Origin of the sequence: Corallococcus sp. AB049A, assembly GCF_003668885.1 — a bacterium.
Taxonomy (GTDB): domain Bacteria; phylum Myxococcota; class Myxococcia; order Myxococcales; family Myxococcaceae; genus Corallococcus; species Corallococcus interemptor.
Genome location: NZ_RAWL01000033.1, coordinates 1 through 16,629, shown reverse-complemented (window position 1 = coordinate 16,629; position 16,629 = coordinate 1). Strand labels below are relative to the sequence as shown.

Here is a 16,629-nt window from a genome sequence, read left to right as displayed (position 1 = left end):
CCTACTTCTTGACCGGGGCGTCCTTGGCCGCCGGCGCCGCGGGCTTCTTGGTGTTGTTGTAGTTGCGGACGACCTCGTTGGAGATGTCGTACTGGGACAGCGCGAAGACGATGCCCGAGTCACGCTTGTCCAGCACGATGCCCAGCCCGTCCCGCTCCGCGATGGTCGCGATGACCTGGTCGATGCGGTTGACGATGGGCTCCATCTCCTGGCGCTCCTTGTTGGCGGCCTCGGCGCGGCTGCGCTCGTACTTCTGCGCCAGCTCCATCACCTTCTTCTGGAGCTCCGTGGCCTTCTGGGTGCGCGTGGCCTCGCTCATGGCGCTGGCCTGCTTGTCCAGGGTCTCCTTCTCCTTGCGGAGGGCGTCCTGCTCCTTGTCGATCTCCTTCTGGCGGTCCTCCAGCCACTTCTGGAGGCGGGCCTTGGCGGCCTTGCCGTCATCCACCTCCAGCAGCACGCGCTGCAGGTCGACGTAGGCCACCTTGAGGTCGGCGGCCGAAGCGGCAACCGGGAGGGCGAGCGACAGGACAGCGGCGGCGGCCGCCAGGGTGCTTCGAAGCGACATGGGTTACGGCTCCTCGAAAAGGGTGCTGCAGGCTCCGACGTCCGCCGTCCCGGCCTGTTCACTTCCGCCCGTGGAGGGAGGGAGCGCGTGGGCCGGGAAGGCCACGGGGTCAATGCCTATCAGAAGAAGTTACCGATCGTGAACTCGAACAGGATGGGGTCATCCGAAGGCCGCTTGGTCAGCGGGATTCCCCACTCGAAGCGCAGGGGTCCGATGGGCGAGAACCAGCGGAAGCCGAAGCCCGCCGAGTGGAAGAGGCCCAGGGGCAGCTTGTCCTGCCGGTCCTCGAAGAACTTCTCGTTGGAGCCGAAGGCATTGCCCGCGTCGTAGAAGAGCACGCCGCGCAGGCCGGCCTTCTCGAAGATGGGGAACTCCAGCTCGAAGTTGAAGATGAGCTGCTTGTTGCCGCCCACCCGGAACTCGGTGACGTTGGCGTCCGGGTTGTCCGCGCGGGGCACCAGCAGCGTGGGGCTGATGCTGCGCAGGTAGTAGCCGCGGATCGTGTTGATGCCGCCCACGTAGTAGAGCTCGCTGATGGGCAGCGGCTTGCTGGAGTCCAGCTGCTGCACGTAGCCCATCGTGGCGTTCGTCTTGAACACGAAGCCCAGGGGCAGCGGGAAGTACAGGCGCGAGTAGGCGGTGTAGCGGTTGAAGAGGAACGTGCCGCCCAGGAACGAGGGCGCCGTCTCCACCGAGCCGTAGTGGATAAAGCCGCGCGACGGGAAGAGGCGGTTGTCGCGCCGGTCGAAGGACACCGACAGGCGCAGCGCGCTGGTGACGCCGGACTGGAACTGGTTGGCCAGCAGCACCGCGCCAATGCCCTGCCCCGCCTGCACGTCCACGTACTCACGCGAGTAGCCGACCGTGGCCAGCACGTCGTCCACCAGCTGGCGGCCCAGGGAGATGGTGCCGCCCGTGGAGTTGCGGATGAAGCCCTCGTAGTCCGCCTGCACGCGGAAGAACTCCGCGGACAAGAGGTAGTTCGTGTCCAGGAAGTACGGGTCGTAGAACGACAGCTGGACGAGTGAGCGCAGGCCCGAAATCTGGGCGGACGCGGACACGCTCTGGCCCCAGCCGAGGAAGTTGTTCTGCGACACCTGGGCCGTGAAGATGAAGTTCTCCACGTTGGAGAAGCCGAGGCCCACCTGGAAGGTGCCGGTGGCCTTCTCCTTCACCTCCACCTGCAACACGATGGCGTTGTCGGAGCTGCCCGGGTGCTGGGTGATTTCGACGGTCTCGAAGAAGCCCAGCGCGGTGACGCGCTCGCGGCTGCGCTTCACGCCGGTGCCGTTGTAGAGCTCGCCTTCGTAGACGCGCAGCTCGCGGCGGATGACCTTGTCGCGCGTCTTCGTATTGCCGACGACGTCGATGCGCTCGATGTTGACGAGCGGGCCCTTCTGGATGTCGAAGGTGAGGTCCACCGTGCGGTCTTCCGCGTTCACGGAAGTCACGGGGTTGATGTTGGCGTAGGCGTACCCCTTGTCGAAGTACACGTCGGAGATGTTGGAGATGTCCGTGGAGAGCTGGCCGCGGTTGAAGCGCGTCTTGGGGCGCGACTTCATCAGCTTGAGCAGCTCCTCCGGCGGGCGCTCCAGGTCTCCCGCGAAGTCGATCTTCCCGATGTCGTACGCCTCACCCTCGGTGATGTGCAGGGTGATGTAGATGTCGCGCTTGTCCGCGGACAGCTGCACGGTGGGCTTGTCCACGCGCACGTTGATGAAGCCGCGGTCGTAGTAGGCGATCTGGATGACGGCGAGGTCGCGCTGGAAGGCCTCCTCGCGGTAGGTGCCCTCGCCGGTGAAGAAGGACAGGAAGCCGCCCTCCTTCGTGATCATCGTCGCCTTGAGTTCCTCCGGGGACACCTTCTCCGCGCCCTGGAGGATGATCTGCCGCACCATCACCTTCGAGTGCTCGTTGATGACGTAGACGACGTTGACCGCGGCGCCGTTCTCCACCGGGACCAGCCGGTAGTTCACCTCGGCCAGGAAGTAGCCCTTTTCGACGTACTTCTCCTGGATCTTCTTCTGCGTGGCGCGCACGGCCTCGATGTCGAGGATGCTGCCGGCCTTGAGGTCCAGCTGTTCCTTCAGGTCCTCCGCGCTGAGCTCCTCGTTGCCCTGGAGCTGCACGGCGCGGATGGTGGGGCGCTCCGACACGCGCACCACGTACGCGATGCCGTTGGCCATGCGCTGCGCGAGCAGCTGCACGTCCGTGAAGTAGCCCAGGGCCCAGAGGGCCTTGAGGTCCTCCGCGGAGCGGTTGAGCGGGTCACCGACCTTGGTGCGCAGGGCGCGGCGGATGGCCTCGGACTCCACGCGGCGGTTGCCCTCGACGCGGATCTCCACCACGCGGTCCGAGGGGGACACCCGGGTGTCGTCCTCGTCCGGGGTGGCCAGGGGCACATCCGCGCCCGAGGGGGTCCCCGCGTCCGGAGGCGATACAGGCGTGGCGGCGGGAACGGACGGCGGAACGACGGCGGGCGAACCCGCGTCCACGTCCACCTGGGCGTGGGCAGGAAGCGGCCCGAGCGCCCACAGGGCGACCGCCAGCAGCGGGAGCAATGACTTGCGCAGAACGGTGAGCCTCAAGTGCAGTCCGGCCAGGAAAAGGCGGGGCAATGTACGGGATGGGGGGAGGCCCCCTCAATCCAAAAGCGAGTGGCCATCAGGCCTCCGACACCTGCCCGCCGGCGAGTCTCAGACGGCGGGGCATGGAGCGAGCAAGCGTCTCGTTGTGCGTGACGACGACGGCGGTGATGCCCAGGTCCCGGTTGACGTCCCGGAGCAGCTGGTGGATGCCCTCGCCCGTCGTGGGGTCCAGGTTGCCGGTGGGCTCGTCCGCGAGCAGCACCGCGGGCTTGAGCACCAGCGCGCGCGCCAGGGCGACGCGCTGGGCCTCGCCGCCGGACAGCTCCCCGGGGCGGTGATCCACGCGGCTGCCCAGGCCCACGCGCTCCAGGAGCTCCCGGGCGTACGCGTAGGACGGGGCCCGGTCCCGGCGCTGGATGAGCGCGGGCATGGCCACGTTCTCCAGCGCGGTGAACTCCGGCAGCAGGTAGTGGCTCTGGAAGACGAAGCCGATGGTGCGGTTGCGGAACTCGGCGATCTCCGCGTCGTTCATGGAGAAGACGGACCTGCCGTCGAAGAGGACTTCACCGGCGGCGGGGGCGTCCAGCGTGCCCAGCACGTGCAAGAAGGTGCTCTTGCCCGCGCCGGACGCGCCAATCAGGGAGACGAGCTCGCCGGCGTTGATGTCCAGCGACACGTCGCGCAGCACGTCAATGCGCTTGCCGTGCAGGAAGTAGCTCTTGAAGACGTTGCGGATGGACAACAGCGCCATGGCTACTCCGCCTTCAGACCTTCCACCGGTTCCACGCTGCTCGCCTTGAGGGCCGGGTAGATGGACGCCAGGTAGGTGACGAGCACCGCGATGACCACCGCCAGCGCCGTCTGCACCGGTTCGATGCGCACCGGCAGCGCGGGGATGTAATAGACCTCGGGATCCAGCTTGATGCCGACCTTCTCGATGAAGAGGCACCACGCGAGGCCGGAGAACAGGCCCAGCACGCCGCCGGCCACGCCAATCTGGAGCCCTTCGGCGAGGAAGATCTTCACGATGCCGCCGTCCGGGACGCCCAGCGCCTTGAGGACGGAGATCTCCTTGCGCTTCTCCAGCACCAGCATGATGACCGTGGCGACGATGAGGCCCGCGGCGACGATGATGATGATGGACAGGATGATGCCCATCACCAGCTTCTCCAGGCGCAGCGCGGAGAAGAGGTTCTTGTTCATCTCACCCCAGTCGCGCGCGCGGTAGGGGTAGCCGCCCAGCACGCGCACCACCTGGTTGGCGATGCGGCGCGCGTCGTCGATGTCCGCCACCTTCAATTCGATGCCGGTGGCGCCCTTCACCGCGAAGAAGTCCTGCGCTTCCTTGAGCAGGATGTAGACGAACTTGGAGTCGTACTCGTACATGCCCGAGTAGAAGACGCCCGCCACCCGGAACGCGCGGCTCTTGGGGATGGGCCCGGACGGCCCCAGCTCCGTGCCCAGCGGGGACACGACGTTCACCCGGTCCCCCACCACCACGCGCAGGGACGCGGCCAGCTCCCGGCCGATGATGATGCCCGGCAGCACCGTGGGCTTCGCGGGCTTGGAGGGCTTGCCGATGATGGGGTCCTCCTCTTCCGCGTCCTTCTTGTCCCCGTCCTCCACCGCGCTGCTGGGGAGGATCTTCGCGGGCTGCTCCAGGTGGCCCAGGTCGCCGCCGGGCAGGATGTTCTGGGGCAGGTCCGTCACCGAGCCGACCGTCTTCGGGTCGATGCCCTTGATGATGACGCCGTCGACGTTGCCCTCGGAGGCGATCATCACCTGGTTGATGATGAAGGGCGTCTGGCCCACCACGCCGGGCACGCGCTTCACCTGCGTCATCACCTTGTCGTAGTCCGGCAGGTCCCCGGCGTAGCGCGACACCACCGCGTGCGCGTTGGTGCCCAGGATCTTCTGCTGGAGATCGGCCTCGAAGCCGCTCATCACGCTGAGCACGATGATGAGCGCCATCACGCCCACGCCCACGCCGCCCACGGACAGGGCGGTCATCATCATGGTGGGGGACTGCTCGTGCAGCTTCATCCGGTGCTGCGCGGACGCGGCGGCCAGCGGATCCGCCAGGCCCAGGGACTTCACGCGCGTGCGCTCCACGGCGGCCTCCGCCCCGCGGATGATGAAGTAGACGATGAGCGGCGGGATGATGCCGAACATCAGCACCGCCAGCGCGCCCAGCAGCAGCGACGGGCGGAACACCGCCACGTGCCGGCGCGCGACGAAGAGCTCGAAGCCCAGCCGCAGGTCCACCCGGCCGCTGCCCGCCGCGATGAAGCCCGTGTTGATGCCCAAAACGAGCGCCAGCACCAGCGCGGCGAACACCAGCCAGTACGCCAGCTCCGGCCGGCCGATGAGCCCCGCGACGTACGTCACCTCGCGCAGCCGGTAGCCCAGGGCCAGCTGGAGCGACGGCACGCGCTCCATCAGCGACAGGAGGATGGGCACCGGCAGGCCCAGGTAGAACACGCCGATGGTGGCTTCCGGGAACGACAGCCGCTGCGCCCGGGACGCGCCCACGAAGCCGGACGCGAACGCCACGCCCATGCTGATGATGAACGCGATGGCGAAGGCGATGGTGGGCGGCAGGGACAGGCCCCCGGACGACTCGCGCGCGGCGCCGCCCAGGTCCGACGGCACGCCGCTGGAGAGGACGGTCTGGAGCAGCAGCAGCGCCAGCTCCGCCAGGAGGATGCCGCCGCCGTAGGCCCCCAGGGTGCTCCAGTAGAAGTCCCGGTAGCGCGCCAGGCGCGGGTACAGCGGCGCACCGGCGGCGGGGCTGGGCCCCTCACCGGAGGCCGGAGCGCGGCGGATGCCGGCGGCGATGAGGCCCCAGCCGGCCAGCCAGACGAGCGTCCCGCCGATGAGCGCCTTGGGCCCGGCCACGGCGGAGGCCGTCTGGGCGCCCAGGGCGAGCGCCCCGGCGTCGAAGGACTGGACGAGCCCGCCCCACCCCACGAAGGAGAGGCCCAGGGCGCCGGCCACCTCGGCCCACGCCTCGGACTCGGAGATGGCCACCCCCAGGAGGATGGCTCCCACGAGGGCCACGAGGGCGCCGGTCCACAGGAGGGGCCAGCGATAGTCGGTCTGCCGTTCGGCGGGGTGCACGAGGCCTCGTGGCTACTTCGCCAGCGGCTTGAGGAGGGGGAAGAGAATCACGTCACGAATGCTGGCGGCGTCCGTGAACAACATGGCGACGCGATCAATCCCGATGCCCTCACCGGCCGTGGGCGGCATGCCGTGTTCGAGGGCGCGGATGTAGTCCTCGTCGTAGTCCATGGTCTCCTGCTGGCCCCGCTGCTTCGCGTCCAGCTGGGCCTGGAAGCGGCCCTTCTGGTCCAGGGGGTCGTTCAGCTCGGAGAAGGCGTTGGCGATTTCCCGGCCCGCGACGAAGAGCTCGAACCGGTCCGTGATTTCCGGGTTCTGGTCGTTGCGGCGGGCGAGCGGGGAGACTGCGGTGGGATACTGGGTGATGAAGGTGGGATGGATGAGCGTGTGCTCGACGTGGGCCTCGAAGAGGGCGCCCACCAGCTCGCCGTGGTTCATGGCGTCCACGGCGCGGCGCTCCACCTCCGAGTGCACCGTCTTGAGCAGCTCGTGACGCAGGCGGTCCGCGTCCACCATGTCCTTGTCGGACAGGCCGGGGACGGCTTCCCGGATGGCCTCCGTCATGGGGATGCGCTTCCAGCCCTTGCCGAAGTCGATGGTGTGCTCGCCGTACTTCACCTTGGAGTCGCCGGTGACGTGGCGGGAGGCCTCCGAGAGCATCTCCTCCGTGAGGTCCATCAGGTCCTCGTACGTGGCGTACGCCTGATAGAACTCCAGCATCGTGAACTCCGGGTTGTGCCGGGTGCTGATGCCCTCGTTGCGGAAGTTGCGGTTGATTTCGTAGACGCGCTCCATGCCGCCCACCACGAGCCGCTTCAGATAGAGCTCGGGCGCGATGCGCATGTAGAGGTCGATGTCGTACGTGTTGTGGTGCGTGATGAAGGGCCGCGCCGCCGCGCCCGTCACCAGCGGGTGCATCATCGGGGTCTCGACCTCGACGAAGTCGCGCCCGTCGAGGAAGCTCCGGATGAACTTCACCAGCTTGCTGCGCTTCAGGAAGACCTGCTTCACGTCCGGGTTGGAGACCAGGTCCAGGTAGCGCTGGCGGTAGCGGACCTCCACGTCCGTGAGGCCGTGCCACTTCTCCGGCATGGGGCGCAGGGACTTGGTGAGGGGCACGAACTTCGTGGCCGCGATGGACAGCTCGCCCGTCTTGCTCTTGAAGACGGTGCCCTGCGCCGCGACGAAGTCACCCAGGTCGCACTGCTTGAAGACCTCATAGAGGTCCCCCAGCACGTCCTTCTTCACGTGCACCTGGATTTCGCCGGAGCGGTCGCGCAGCTTGATGAACGCGGCCTTTCCGAACGAGCGCATGGCCACGATGCGGCCGGCGACGTCCGCCTGGGGCGCTTCCTTGTCCAGGTCCTCGGGGCTCTTCTGGCCGTGGGCGTCGTGGATCCGCTGCGCCACGTCCCGGGGGGCGTAGCCGTTGCCGAAGGGGTTGAAGCCGGCCTCACGCCATCTGGCGGCCTTGTCCAACCGCTGCTGGTAGATCTCCTGCTCCTTGGAGCTGGAGTCCGCCGCTTCGCCGCTCTTCTCACCTGGGGGGTTCTTGTTCTCGGTGTCGGCCATGACGCGCTCGTATGAAAGGCGCGGCACCGTAGCCAAGCCTCCCCCGGTACGCAACGCATCCGGGAGGCGGCTTCAGGAAGACATCAAAAGAAACGCCCCCACGGCCGCGGCCAGGAGCAGCGGGATGAGGACCTCCACCGGGAAGCGGTGGTTGGCATGGGCCAGGTGCAGGCCCTTCAGGCCGAAGCGGCGCTGGCGGCGCACGCGGGCGGCCACGAGCGACGCGAGCGCGGGCGGGGCCTTCTCCCGCTCCACCGAGCGCACGCGCTCCACGGTGCGTGCGTAGCGGTCCCACCCCTGGCGGCACTCCTCGCAGCCGTCCAGGTGGCTGCGCACCGCCTGCTCCTGGGGGGCCGGCAGCTGTTCGTCCGCGAGCGCCAGGAACAGCGCCTTCGCCTCGCGGTGATCCAATCGGGGTTGCACGTCCATTGACCTCCACCCGCCGCCGCTCATGGTTCGAAGCGCCCCAGCAGGTCCGCCAGCTTCTCGCGTGCCCGGTGGAGCCGGCTCTTCACGGTCCCCTCGGGCAGCTCGGTGATGTCCACAATCTCGTCGTAGCTCAGGCCCTCGATGTCTCGCAGCGCCACCAGCATGCGCGCATCGGGGTCCAGTTGGGAAATGGCCCGCTGCACCCGGGCCCGCTCACGCGCCGCGTCCAGGGCGGCGTCCGGCTGGACGGGGGCGCCACCCCCTTGCGCGATGGCGGCGGCGCTCACCTCGTCGTAGGCCTCCGAGCGGCCCCGCCCCCGGCGCTGGAGGTACTTCAGCCGGTTGAGGCAGTGGTTCTTGGAGATGCGGAACAGCCACGTGGACAGGCGCGCGTCCTCGCGGAAGCGCCGCACGTGCTGGTGCACGCTGACGAAGATCTCCTGCACCAGGTCGTGGGCCTCCTCGCGGTCGCCCAGCATGCGGAAGCAGAAGTCGTAGAGGCGGTCCTGGTGCTCCAGCACCAGGGACTCGAAGGCCTCCGGGTCGCCGCGACGCAGCCGGACGAGCAGCGCCTGCTCCTCGCGGCGCGCGGCGGATGCGGCCTCGGCGGCCAGGGCCTGCTGTCCGACGTCGAGCACTCCGCCCGGTGACACCCGCGCCTCCCGTGTAGGGCCTTGTTCCATCCTACCGCGCACCACCCTGCCCCGCCCCCTGACACCGGCCCTGGGAAAAAGGTTCCCGGGCATGAAAAACCCCTCCCGGACCGCGAGGGGCCCGGGAGGGGTGGGAGGCGGTTTCCGTCCGGGAGCGCTACTCCGCGCTGGCGTTGCGGTTGGGGTTCTTCACGCCCAAGAGCTGCGCGGTGACGAACTCGTCCAGGTCACCGTCCAGCACCTTGTCCGCGTTGCCCGTCTCCACGCCGGTGCGCAGGTCCTTGACCATGCGGTACGGCGCCAGCACGTAGCTGCGGATCTGCGAGCCGAAGGAGATGTCCTTCTTGGCCGCCTCCGCCGCGTCGCGCTCGGCCTCGCGCTTCTTCATCTCCATCTCGAACAGGCGGCCGCGAAGGATCTGGAAGGCCATCTCCTTGTTGGCCGACTGCGAGCGCTCCGTCTGGCAGGTGACGACGATGCCCGTGGGGATGTGGCGCAGCTGCGCCGTGGACGACGTCTTGTTGACCTTCTGTCCGCCCGCGCCGGTGCCGCGGATGTACTTCAGCTCGATGTCCTTCTCCGGCAGGTCGATCTGGATGCTGTCGTCGACCTCCGGGTACACGTCCACGGACGCGAACGCCGTCTGGCGGCGCGCGTTGGCGTCGAAGGGGCTGATGCGCACCAGCCGGTGCACGCCCACCTCCGCCTTGAGGTAGCCGTAGGCGTTCTCACCCTCGATGCGCAGGGAGACGTTCTTGAAGCCCGCCTCTTCGCCCGGCACCTCGTCGCTGAGTTCGACCTTCCAGCCCTTGGTCTCCGCGAAGCGCGTGTACATGCGCAGGAGCATGGCGGCCCAGTCCATGGAGTCCGTGCCGCCCGCGCCCGCGTTGATGTCCATGAAGCAGTTGCTGCGGTCCTGCGGCCCGGAGAGCATCCGCGCCAGCTCCAGCTTCGCGACCTCCGCCTCCAGCGGCGCGAGCGAGCCCTCGGCCTCCTGCGCGCTCGCCGGGTCGTTCATCTCCGCCGCCAGCTCCAGGAGCGTCTGCGCGTCGTCCAGCCCGCGCAGCGTCTTGTCGAAGGCGCCCACGCTGGCCTCCAGCGTGGCCTTCTCCTTCAAGAGGCCCTGGGCCTTGGTGTTGTCGTTCCAGAAATCGGGCTGCGCCGAGTCGCGCTCGATCAGCGCGATGCGGGACCGCTTGCGGTCGAGGTCAAAGATGCCCCCGGAGCGCGTTGAGGCGCTCCTTCAGGGCGTTGATCTTCTCCATCGAATCGTTCGCCATGGTGTTCTTCGTCTCCTTCGTATCGAAACAGGTGGGGATGCCAGGGTGTTTCAGGAGGCCTTGAGCGAGGTCACCTGGGCATCCTGACGGGGCGGCGTGCGCGCCGTTCCTGGCACGAGCGCCCGCAGCCGGTCCAGCCAGAAGGCACCGGCCATGCCCAGGGAGATGGGCAGGATGAGCGCGATGGCGCGCCAGTTGTCCTGGTCACACCAGGGCAGGACCTTCACCACCAGCCCCAGCGCGCCCGTCACCGCGAGCAGGCCCCACACCCACTTGAGCCGCGCGCGCGCCTTCGCGCTGCCCCAGGTGAGGCGCAGGCCGTACGGCACGGCCATGAGCGTCAGCGGGTTCGCGAGGAAGAGGTTTTCATTGTGGTGCGTGACGACGTGGTTCGTGCCCACCCACATCACCACGAGCGCCAGCCCCGGGATGCCCAGCACCAGGCCCACCACCATGTTCTCCACGCCCAGGAGGATGCGCGCCGCGCGGCTGCCCTTCTTCTCCCACGCGGCCAGACCCAGCGCGCTGGCGCCCAGGAGCGCGCCCAGGGCGAGGAAGTACGGGCCGAAGGCGGGGGGCTGCGCGGGAGGCCTCGGACGCGAGGGCGACGCGTAGTAGTCCCACTGCTTCTCCACCAGCGACACCGGCTGCCCGTCCGGGCCCGGCACCTTCAGCTCCGCCACCTGCTGCTCCAGCTCGTCCGGGAGGAAGGCTTCTTCCTTGCGGGTGATGGGCTTGTCGATGGAGTCATTCATCATGAAGTCGAGCAGGAAGCTCACGGGCGGGCTCACGGCCGTGTAGCGCCGCGTGTGCTCGCGCAGCGTCATGCGGGCCGGGGCCTTCTCCGCCTCCGCCAGCCGGCCGCCGACGGCCACGTCGATCATGTCGCGCAGCCGCGTCACGCAGTTGTCGCTGTAGTGCTCGTAGAGATAGTCGCGGTTCTCCGGCAGCACGTTGTCCGCCAGCTTCTTCGCCACCGTCACGCGCTGCTCGGGCGTGAGGTTGAGTTCCTGCACGCGCACGTCACGATTGAGCGACTTGTAGAAGCGGAAGGTGCCGTTGACGCTCGACTCACCGACCCAGAACTCCAGGCGGCCCTTGGCGAAGCGCACCACCGTCTGGTCGTCGAACGAGTACATCCCATAGTTGTAGAGCCGCTGCAGGTGCTTCGCGCGGTCCTCCACCACCAGCGAGCCGTGGCCCCACCACGAGAAGACGTCGTCACCGGGGCTGAAGGTCACCAGCCAGATGGACAGGTCCTCGCCCCGGCTCTCGCCCGTGCCCCACGGCGGCACCGACGCGGCGCGCGCGGGGGACGCGCTCAGCAGGAGACCCAACAGGCTTGCGACGATGAGAGACGACAGGCGGGGCATCGTTCCATCCAACACGAGACACGGGGGGCCGCAAGCCCCCCGGCGGGGATTTCAGATGAGCTTCGCGCGGCGGGCGCGCGAGTCGATGGTCAGCGAGTCCGCCACCATGCCCCGCTCGCCCAACAGCTGCTCCTCCAGGGCCGCCATGCGCTTCGCGTCGCGAGGCTTCTCATGGTCATGTCCCAGCAGGTGCAACAGGCCGTGCGCGAGGTAGCGGCCCATCTCCGACTCCAGCGTGCGGCCGTACTCCTTCGCCTGCCGCTTCGCCGTGTCCAGGGAGATGACCACATCGCCCAGCGGGCGGGGGCCCGGGGTGCCCTTGGGCTGGTCCCCCGCAGGGAAGGACAGCACGTCCGTGGCCTTGTCCTTCTGGCGCCAGGTGCGGTTGAGCCGGCGGATGGCCCGGTCCCCCACGAGCGACAGGGACAGCTCGCAGCCGGTGAGGCCCAGGCGCTTCAGGTAGTCGCGGGCCCAGGTGGTGAGCAGGCGCTCGTAGTCCCCTGCCTGCCCGTGCGCCACCTGCACCGTCACCTGGTTGTCCGCGGCCTTCGGCTTCGCTTCCGGCTTTTCGATGTGGGCCAGCTCCACGCGGAAGGCCGGCGCGCAGATGGACCAGTAGTCACACGCGCCCTGGCTGTCGTTGCGGTACACCACGCGCTTGCCGCGCGGGACGAGGCCCACCTCGCCCGCGCCAATGCGCTCGCGCTTGCCGTCCACCACGAGCGTGAGCTCGCCGGTGAGCACCAGCACGACCTCGTCGAACTCCGGCGTCTGCGCGGGCTCGCTCCAGCCCGGCGGCGCCCGCATGCGCGCCACGGACGCGGACTCCGTCTGCGTGCTGGCCACGCCGACGAACTCCTCGATGCGCTTGCCGTCGTCGCGCGGAATCACCCTGCCCTTGCGCAGCTTCACGCCCTCCACCTTGCGGCTCATGACATGCCCGCCGTTCGCACCTTGGTGTCCTTCGTGTCGGATTTCGCGGGCGCGGGCGCCATCATCAGCGGCGCGCCCCCGGCCTTGCCCCCACCCATCGCGCCCGCCGGGTAGACGGGACGCGTGTGGTAGATGCCCTCCAGCGTGTGCAGGAAGGACTGGGCGATGAGGTTCAGGTCCTTGAGCGTCAGGTCGCACTCGTCGAGCTGGCCCTCGGAGAAGATGATGTTGATGATCTTCTGCACCTGGGCCTGGAGCTTCTGGCTGGTGGGGTCCGGCATGGAGCGCGTGGAGGCCTCCACCGCGTCGGCGATCATCACCAGGGCCGCCTCGCGGAACTGCGGCTTGGGCCCCGGGTAGCGGTAGATGCTCTCGTCGATGGGGGGCGCGCCTTCCTTGCCCTCCTGCTCCTTCAGGGCCTTGTGGAAGAAGAAGCCCACCGTGCGCGTGCCGTGGTGCTGGGGAATCGCGTCCGCCACCAGCTTGGGCAGGCGGTACTGCCGCGCCATCTCCAGGCCTTCCGTGACGTGGCGCTTGATGATGACCGCGCTCATCGCGGGCGCCAGGCCGTCATGCCGGTTCTCCCCCTTCTGGTTCTCCCCGAAGTAGAGCGGGTTCCGGCCCTTTCCGATGTCGTGGTAGTACGCGCACGAGCGCGCCAGGAGCGGGTTCGCGCCGATGGTCTCCGCCGCGTTCTCCACCAGCGTGCCGATGATGATGGAGTGGTGGTACGTGCCGGGCGCCTGGACGATGAGCTCCTTGAGCGCCGGGTGGTTCAGGTTCGCCAGCTCCAACAGCTTGATGTCCGACGCGTAGCCGAACGTGGCCTCGATGAGCGGCGTCAGCGCCATCACCATCACCGGGACGGCCAGCGCGGTGCCGAAGAACGCGCACACCGCCGTAATCAGCGTGTCCCCCGCCAGGCCCTTTCCCTCCACGAGGAACAGGAAGAGCACCGCGATGAGGTTGGCGACGCCGGTGACGAGGCCCGCGCGGAAGATGCCCACGCGGTCCTTTGCCTTGACGATGCGGTCCGCCGCCACCAGCGAGCCCACCAGCGTGTAGATGCCGAAAGCCAGCGAGTTGCCCAGCATCACGCCCGCCAGGCACGCGAACACCATGGCGAAGAACAGCGCCAGCTCCTGCGTCAGGATGAAGCGCACCAGCATGGCGCCCGCCGCCACCGGGAAGGCGTAATAGAAGGCTTCAATGGGCAGCGCCGTGTAGCGGTCCTGCACCGCGTCCGCGATGGACACCCAGACCTGGAGCAGGCCCAGCAGGCCCACGAGCAGCAGCCCCAGGAGCATGCCGTCCTTGCGCGTGGGGCGGAAGCGGCGGAAGGCCGCGCGGCAGAAGCCGTAGAAGGCCACCACCAGCAGGGCGACCAGGCCCGTGCCGCCCACCTGGAGCTGGAGCAGGTCCAGCCGGTCCGTCTGCGCGCGCATCCCGCGCAGCATCACCAGGTGCGTTTCGTTGACGAGCTCGCCGTCGCCGATGACGCGCTGGCCCTTCTTGATGGCGATGACGGCGTCCTTCACCGCGTCGCCCGCGAGCCGGCGGCGCAGGTCCGTCTCCGCGATGTTGATGGTCAGGCTGGGGCGCACCAGCCGCTTGGCGATGCGAAGCACCGCGCGGCGCTGCACCGCCGGGGCGTCCGGCAGCACGTTGCCGGGCACGGAGGCGAAGCGGTCCATCTCCTGGTGCGCCTCCCGCATGTCCACCACCTGGGAGGCACCCGCGGCCAGCATCTCTTCATTCTTGTGCTGCACGTCGCGCACGGTGAGGCCCTGGGGCGCCTCCCGCACCAGCTCCTCGCGCGAGCCGGCCACGTACACCGGGCCTCCGTCCGCGCGGTAGGCCCGGTCCAGCAGCACCAGCGTGGCGGTCTCCGCCTCCTCCGAGAAGCCGTTGGCGATGATGGCCTGGAAGTCCTCGGGCTCGAACCCCGCGTCGCGCTGGCCGAAGAGCTGCTCCTGGAACTGGGCCTGCATCTCCTCGCGGTCGCGGCGCTGGCGCTCCAGGGCCTCCGGCGTGAGGGGCGCGGGCTTGCGGCGCTTGGACTGGCCCTCCTCGGGAGGGGTCTCCTCGGCGCGGGCCTCCTTCTCCTCTTCCAGGTGCGCGCGCGCTCCGGCGAAGGCGGCGCGCACGGACGCGCGCAGGTTGCCCACCACCGCCGGGTTGAGGTCGTACACCGGGCGCACGGCGCTCCGGGCCTCGCGGCGGCGCTGCTCCGTCATTGCCTGGTGGACGATGTCGTAGTCGCGCGCGGCCTTGAAGCCGGCGGGCGAGTTGGCCCGGAAGGGCTTGCCCAGGGCCTCCGCGGTGAGCGCCGGAATCTGCTGGCTGTAGAGGCCCGGGGAGATGACGAAGCCCGCGCCCACGGAGACCACGAGCAGCAGGAGGGCCTGCACGACGCGCCGGCCCCAGTCCCCACGCCGCCCAAGCCCCAGGCGGGCCGCGAGCGCGTCCAGCGGGCTGGGCCCGGGGGTTGGTGATTCAGGATCGGCCATGGGGGAACTCCTCACCCTGCGAAGACGTCAAGGCTCCCTACAAGGAAGCAGTGACGGGGAAAATTCGTGAGGGTGGGACAGCCGCCGCCCGGACGCCAGTTCGCTCTGCGAAAAATGCGGGTAAGCCAACAGGCAGCGGTGTGGGTCACCCAACGACTCCACCCCCGCCCCGGCGCAGGCCTGAGAGCGGGGGTGGCGGGTACCGCGGCACGACGTCAGGACTCCGAGCCTTCCGTGGCCGGGGGCGCCTTCTGGGCGGCCTCCGAGCGCTCGTAGGCGCGGATGACCTCCTGCACCAGCGGGTGGCGAACGACGTCCACGTCGGAGAACTCCGAGAAGTGGATGCCTTCGATGTTCCGCAGCACGGAGCGCGCGTGGTTCAGGCCGGACAGCTTGCCCGTGGGCAGGTCCACCTGGGTCACGTCACCCGTGATGACCGCCTTGCTGTTGTAGCCCAGGCGGGTGAGGAACATCTTCATCTGCTCCACGGTGGTGTTCTGCGCCTCGTCGAGGATGACGAAGGCGTCGTTGAGGGTGCGGCCGCGCATGAACGCGAGCGGCGCCACCTCCACCACCCCCTGCTCCACCAGCGTCTGGGCGCGCTCCACGGCCATCATGTCGTGCAATGCGTCGTAGAGCGGGCGCAGGTACGGGTTCACCTTCTCCGCCAGGTCGCCGGGCAGGAAGCCGAGCTTCTCACCGGCCTCCACGGCGGGGCGCGCCAGGATGATGCGCTTGACCTTGCGCTCCTGGAGGAAGGCGACCGCCATGGCCATGGCGAGGTACGTCTTGCCGGTGCCGGCGGGGCCCACGCCGAAGACGATGTCGTGGGCGCGGATGGCGTCCACGTAGCGCTTCTGCGCGATGCTCTTGGGGGCGATCTGCCGGTTGCCGGAGCTCTTGAGGACGGTGCCGAGCATGACCTCCTGCAGCGACTCCGAGCCGCGGCCCAGGACCTTGATGGCCTGCTCCACGTCCTCGCGGTAGACGGTGCGGCCGGCGCGGATCATCTCCTCGAGGTTCTCCACGAGGCGCACCGCGAAGGCGACCGCGTCCGCGGGCCCCGACAGGAGCAGCTCCGTACCGCGCTGCCCCACCCGGACCCCCAGGCGACGCTCCATCAACTTCAGGTTTTCGTTCTGGTTTCCGCAAAGGGTCAGGGTCGTCTCGTTGTCACGGACGTCCACCTTCGCGGAGGTGGGGGTGGTTTCAGCGCGAGTGGCGGGCACTTCCAGCGTGGCGGGATTTCGCAATGCGCGTCGTTCCTCGTTCAGTGATCGCTCGCCCTCAATTTAACGTCGCCCCTCCCCCCACGCCCGCCATCTCTCGACGGCGAGCCTGCCCGCGGGCTAGCGCACGGGCGGTAGGAGGATGAACTGCCGGGCGGCCGTGCGGCGGTAATAGTACTCCTCCCGCCACGGGTAGCGCAGTTCCTCCGGACGTAACAATCCGGCATCCACCAAAGCATTCAGCCTCTCCGGGAGGGTCCCCTTCTCCAGCTGGAACACCTCCAGCGCGGCCTCGATGCGGACGCGCTGCGCGTGGGCAATCTGACGCTGGGCGGCGGGATCCCCCAACCGGGAGGCCCCCGACTCCTGCCCCTGCC

General features: G+C 68.8%; 12 protein-coding genes and 1 pseudogene. All 13 read right to left on the bottom strand.

Annotated elements, in window-relative coordinates; genetic code table 11:
• Nucleotide 1: 1 nt before the first annotated feature.
• Nucleotides 2–565, bottom strand: coding sequence for an OmpH family outer membrane protein (locus D7X55_RS05850; protein WP_120549993.1), 564 nt, complete (start codon nt 563–565; stop codon nt 2–4).
• 119 nt (nt 566–684) lie between these two features.
• Nucleotides 685–3,153, bottom strand: a complete 2,469-nt coding sequence (gene bamA / locus D7X55_RS05845) for an outer membrane protein assembly factor BamA (RefSeq protein WP_199746872.1) — start codon at nt 3,151–3,153, stop codon at nt 685–687.
• A gap of 76 nt (nt 3,154–3,229) precedes the next feature.
• Entirely contained in the window at nt 3,230–3,904 is a 675-nt protein-coding gene (locus D7X55_RS05840; RefSeq protein WP_120549991.1) for an ABC transporter ATP-binding protein, read from the bottom strand.
• 2 nt (nt 3,905–3,906) lie between these two features.
• Complete coding sequence (locus D7X55_RS05835) at nt 3,907–6,273, bottom strand: ABC transporter permease (protein ID WP_120549990.1); 2,367 nt, start codon at nt 6,271–6,273, stop codon at nt 3,907–3,909.
• 12 nt (nt 6,274–6,285) lie between these two features.
• The gene (gene lysS, locus D7X55_RS05830; protein ID WP_121722470.1) at nt 6,286–7,845 is read right to left on the bottom strand and encodes a lysine--tRNA ligase; all 1,560 of its coding nucleotides are present in this window, start codon (nt 7,843–7,845) and stop codon (nt 6,286–6,288) included.
• 72 nt (nt 7,846–7,917) lie between these two features.
• The gene (locus D7X55_RS05825; protein WP_120549988.1) at nt 7,918–8,298 is read right to left on the bottom strand and encodes an anti-sigma factor; all 381 of its coding nucleotides are present in this window, start codon (nt 8,296–8,298) and stop codon (nt 7,918–7,920) included.
• The gene (locus D7X55_RS05820; RefSeq protein ID WP_120549987.1) at nt 8,295–8,927 is read right to left on the bottom strand and encodes an RNA polymerase sigma factor; all 633 of its coding nucleotides are present in this window, start codon (nt 8,925–8,927) and stop codon (nt 8,295–8,297) included. The genes D7X55_RS05825 and D7X55_RS05820 overlap by 4 nt, the downstream gene beginning before the upstream one ends.
• 157 nt (nt 8,928–9,084) lie before the next feature.
• Nucleotides 9,085–10,207 (bottom strand): peptide chain release factor 2 gene (prfB, locus tag D7X55_RS05815; RefSeq protein WP_233609624.1). Its coding sequence is split into 2 segments (ribosomal slippage): nt 9,085–10,137 and nt 10,139–10,207, totalling 1,122 coding nucleotides; the frame shifts between segments, so codons are not numbered across the junction.
• 50 nt (nt 10,208–10,257) lie between these two features.
• Nucleotides 10,258–11,580, bottom strand: a complete 1,323-nt coding sequence (locus D7X55_RS05810) for a DUF4105 domain-containing protein (protein WP_121722469.1) — start codon at nt 11,578–11,580, stop codon at nt 10,258–10,260.
• Between the two features lie 51 nt (nt 11,581–11,631).
• Nucleotides 11,632–12,513 (bottom strand): rRNA maturation RNase YbeY, encoded by an 882-nt coding sequence (ybeY, locus tag D7X55_RS05805; protein ID WP_199746871.1) that lies wholly within the window; start codon nt 12,511–12,513, stop codon nt 11,632–11,634.
• Complete coding sequence (locus D7X55_RS05800) at nt 12,510–15,023, bottom strand: HD family phosphohydrolase (protein WP_120549985.1); 2,514 nt, start codon at nt 15,021–15,023, stop codon at nt 12,510–12,512. Before D7X55_RS05800 ends, ybeY begins: the two co-directional genes overlap by 4 nt.
• Nucleotides 15,024–15,238: 215 nt before the next feature.
• Nucleotides 15,239–16,276, bottom strand: coding sequence for a PhoH family protein (locus D7X55_RS05795; RefSeq protein ID WP_120549984.1), 1,038 nt, complete (start codon nt 16,274–16,276; stop codon nt 15,239–15,241).
• A 96-nt stretch (nt 16,277–16,372) separates the two neighbouring features.
• Nucleotides 16,373–16,629 (bottom strand): annotated as a pseudogene (locus tag D7X55_RS05790) (type II secretion system protein GspG); the annotation flags it as partial.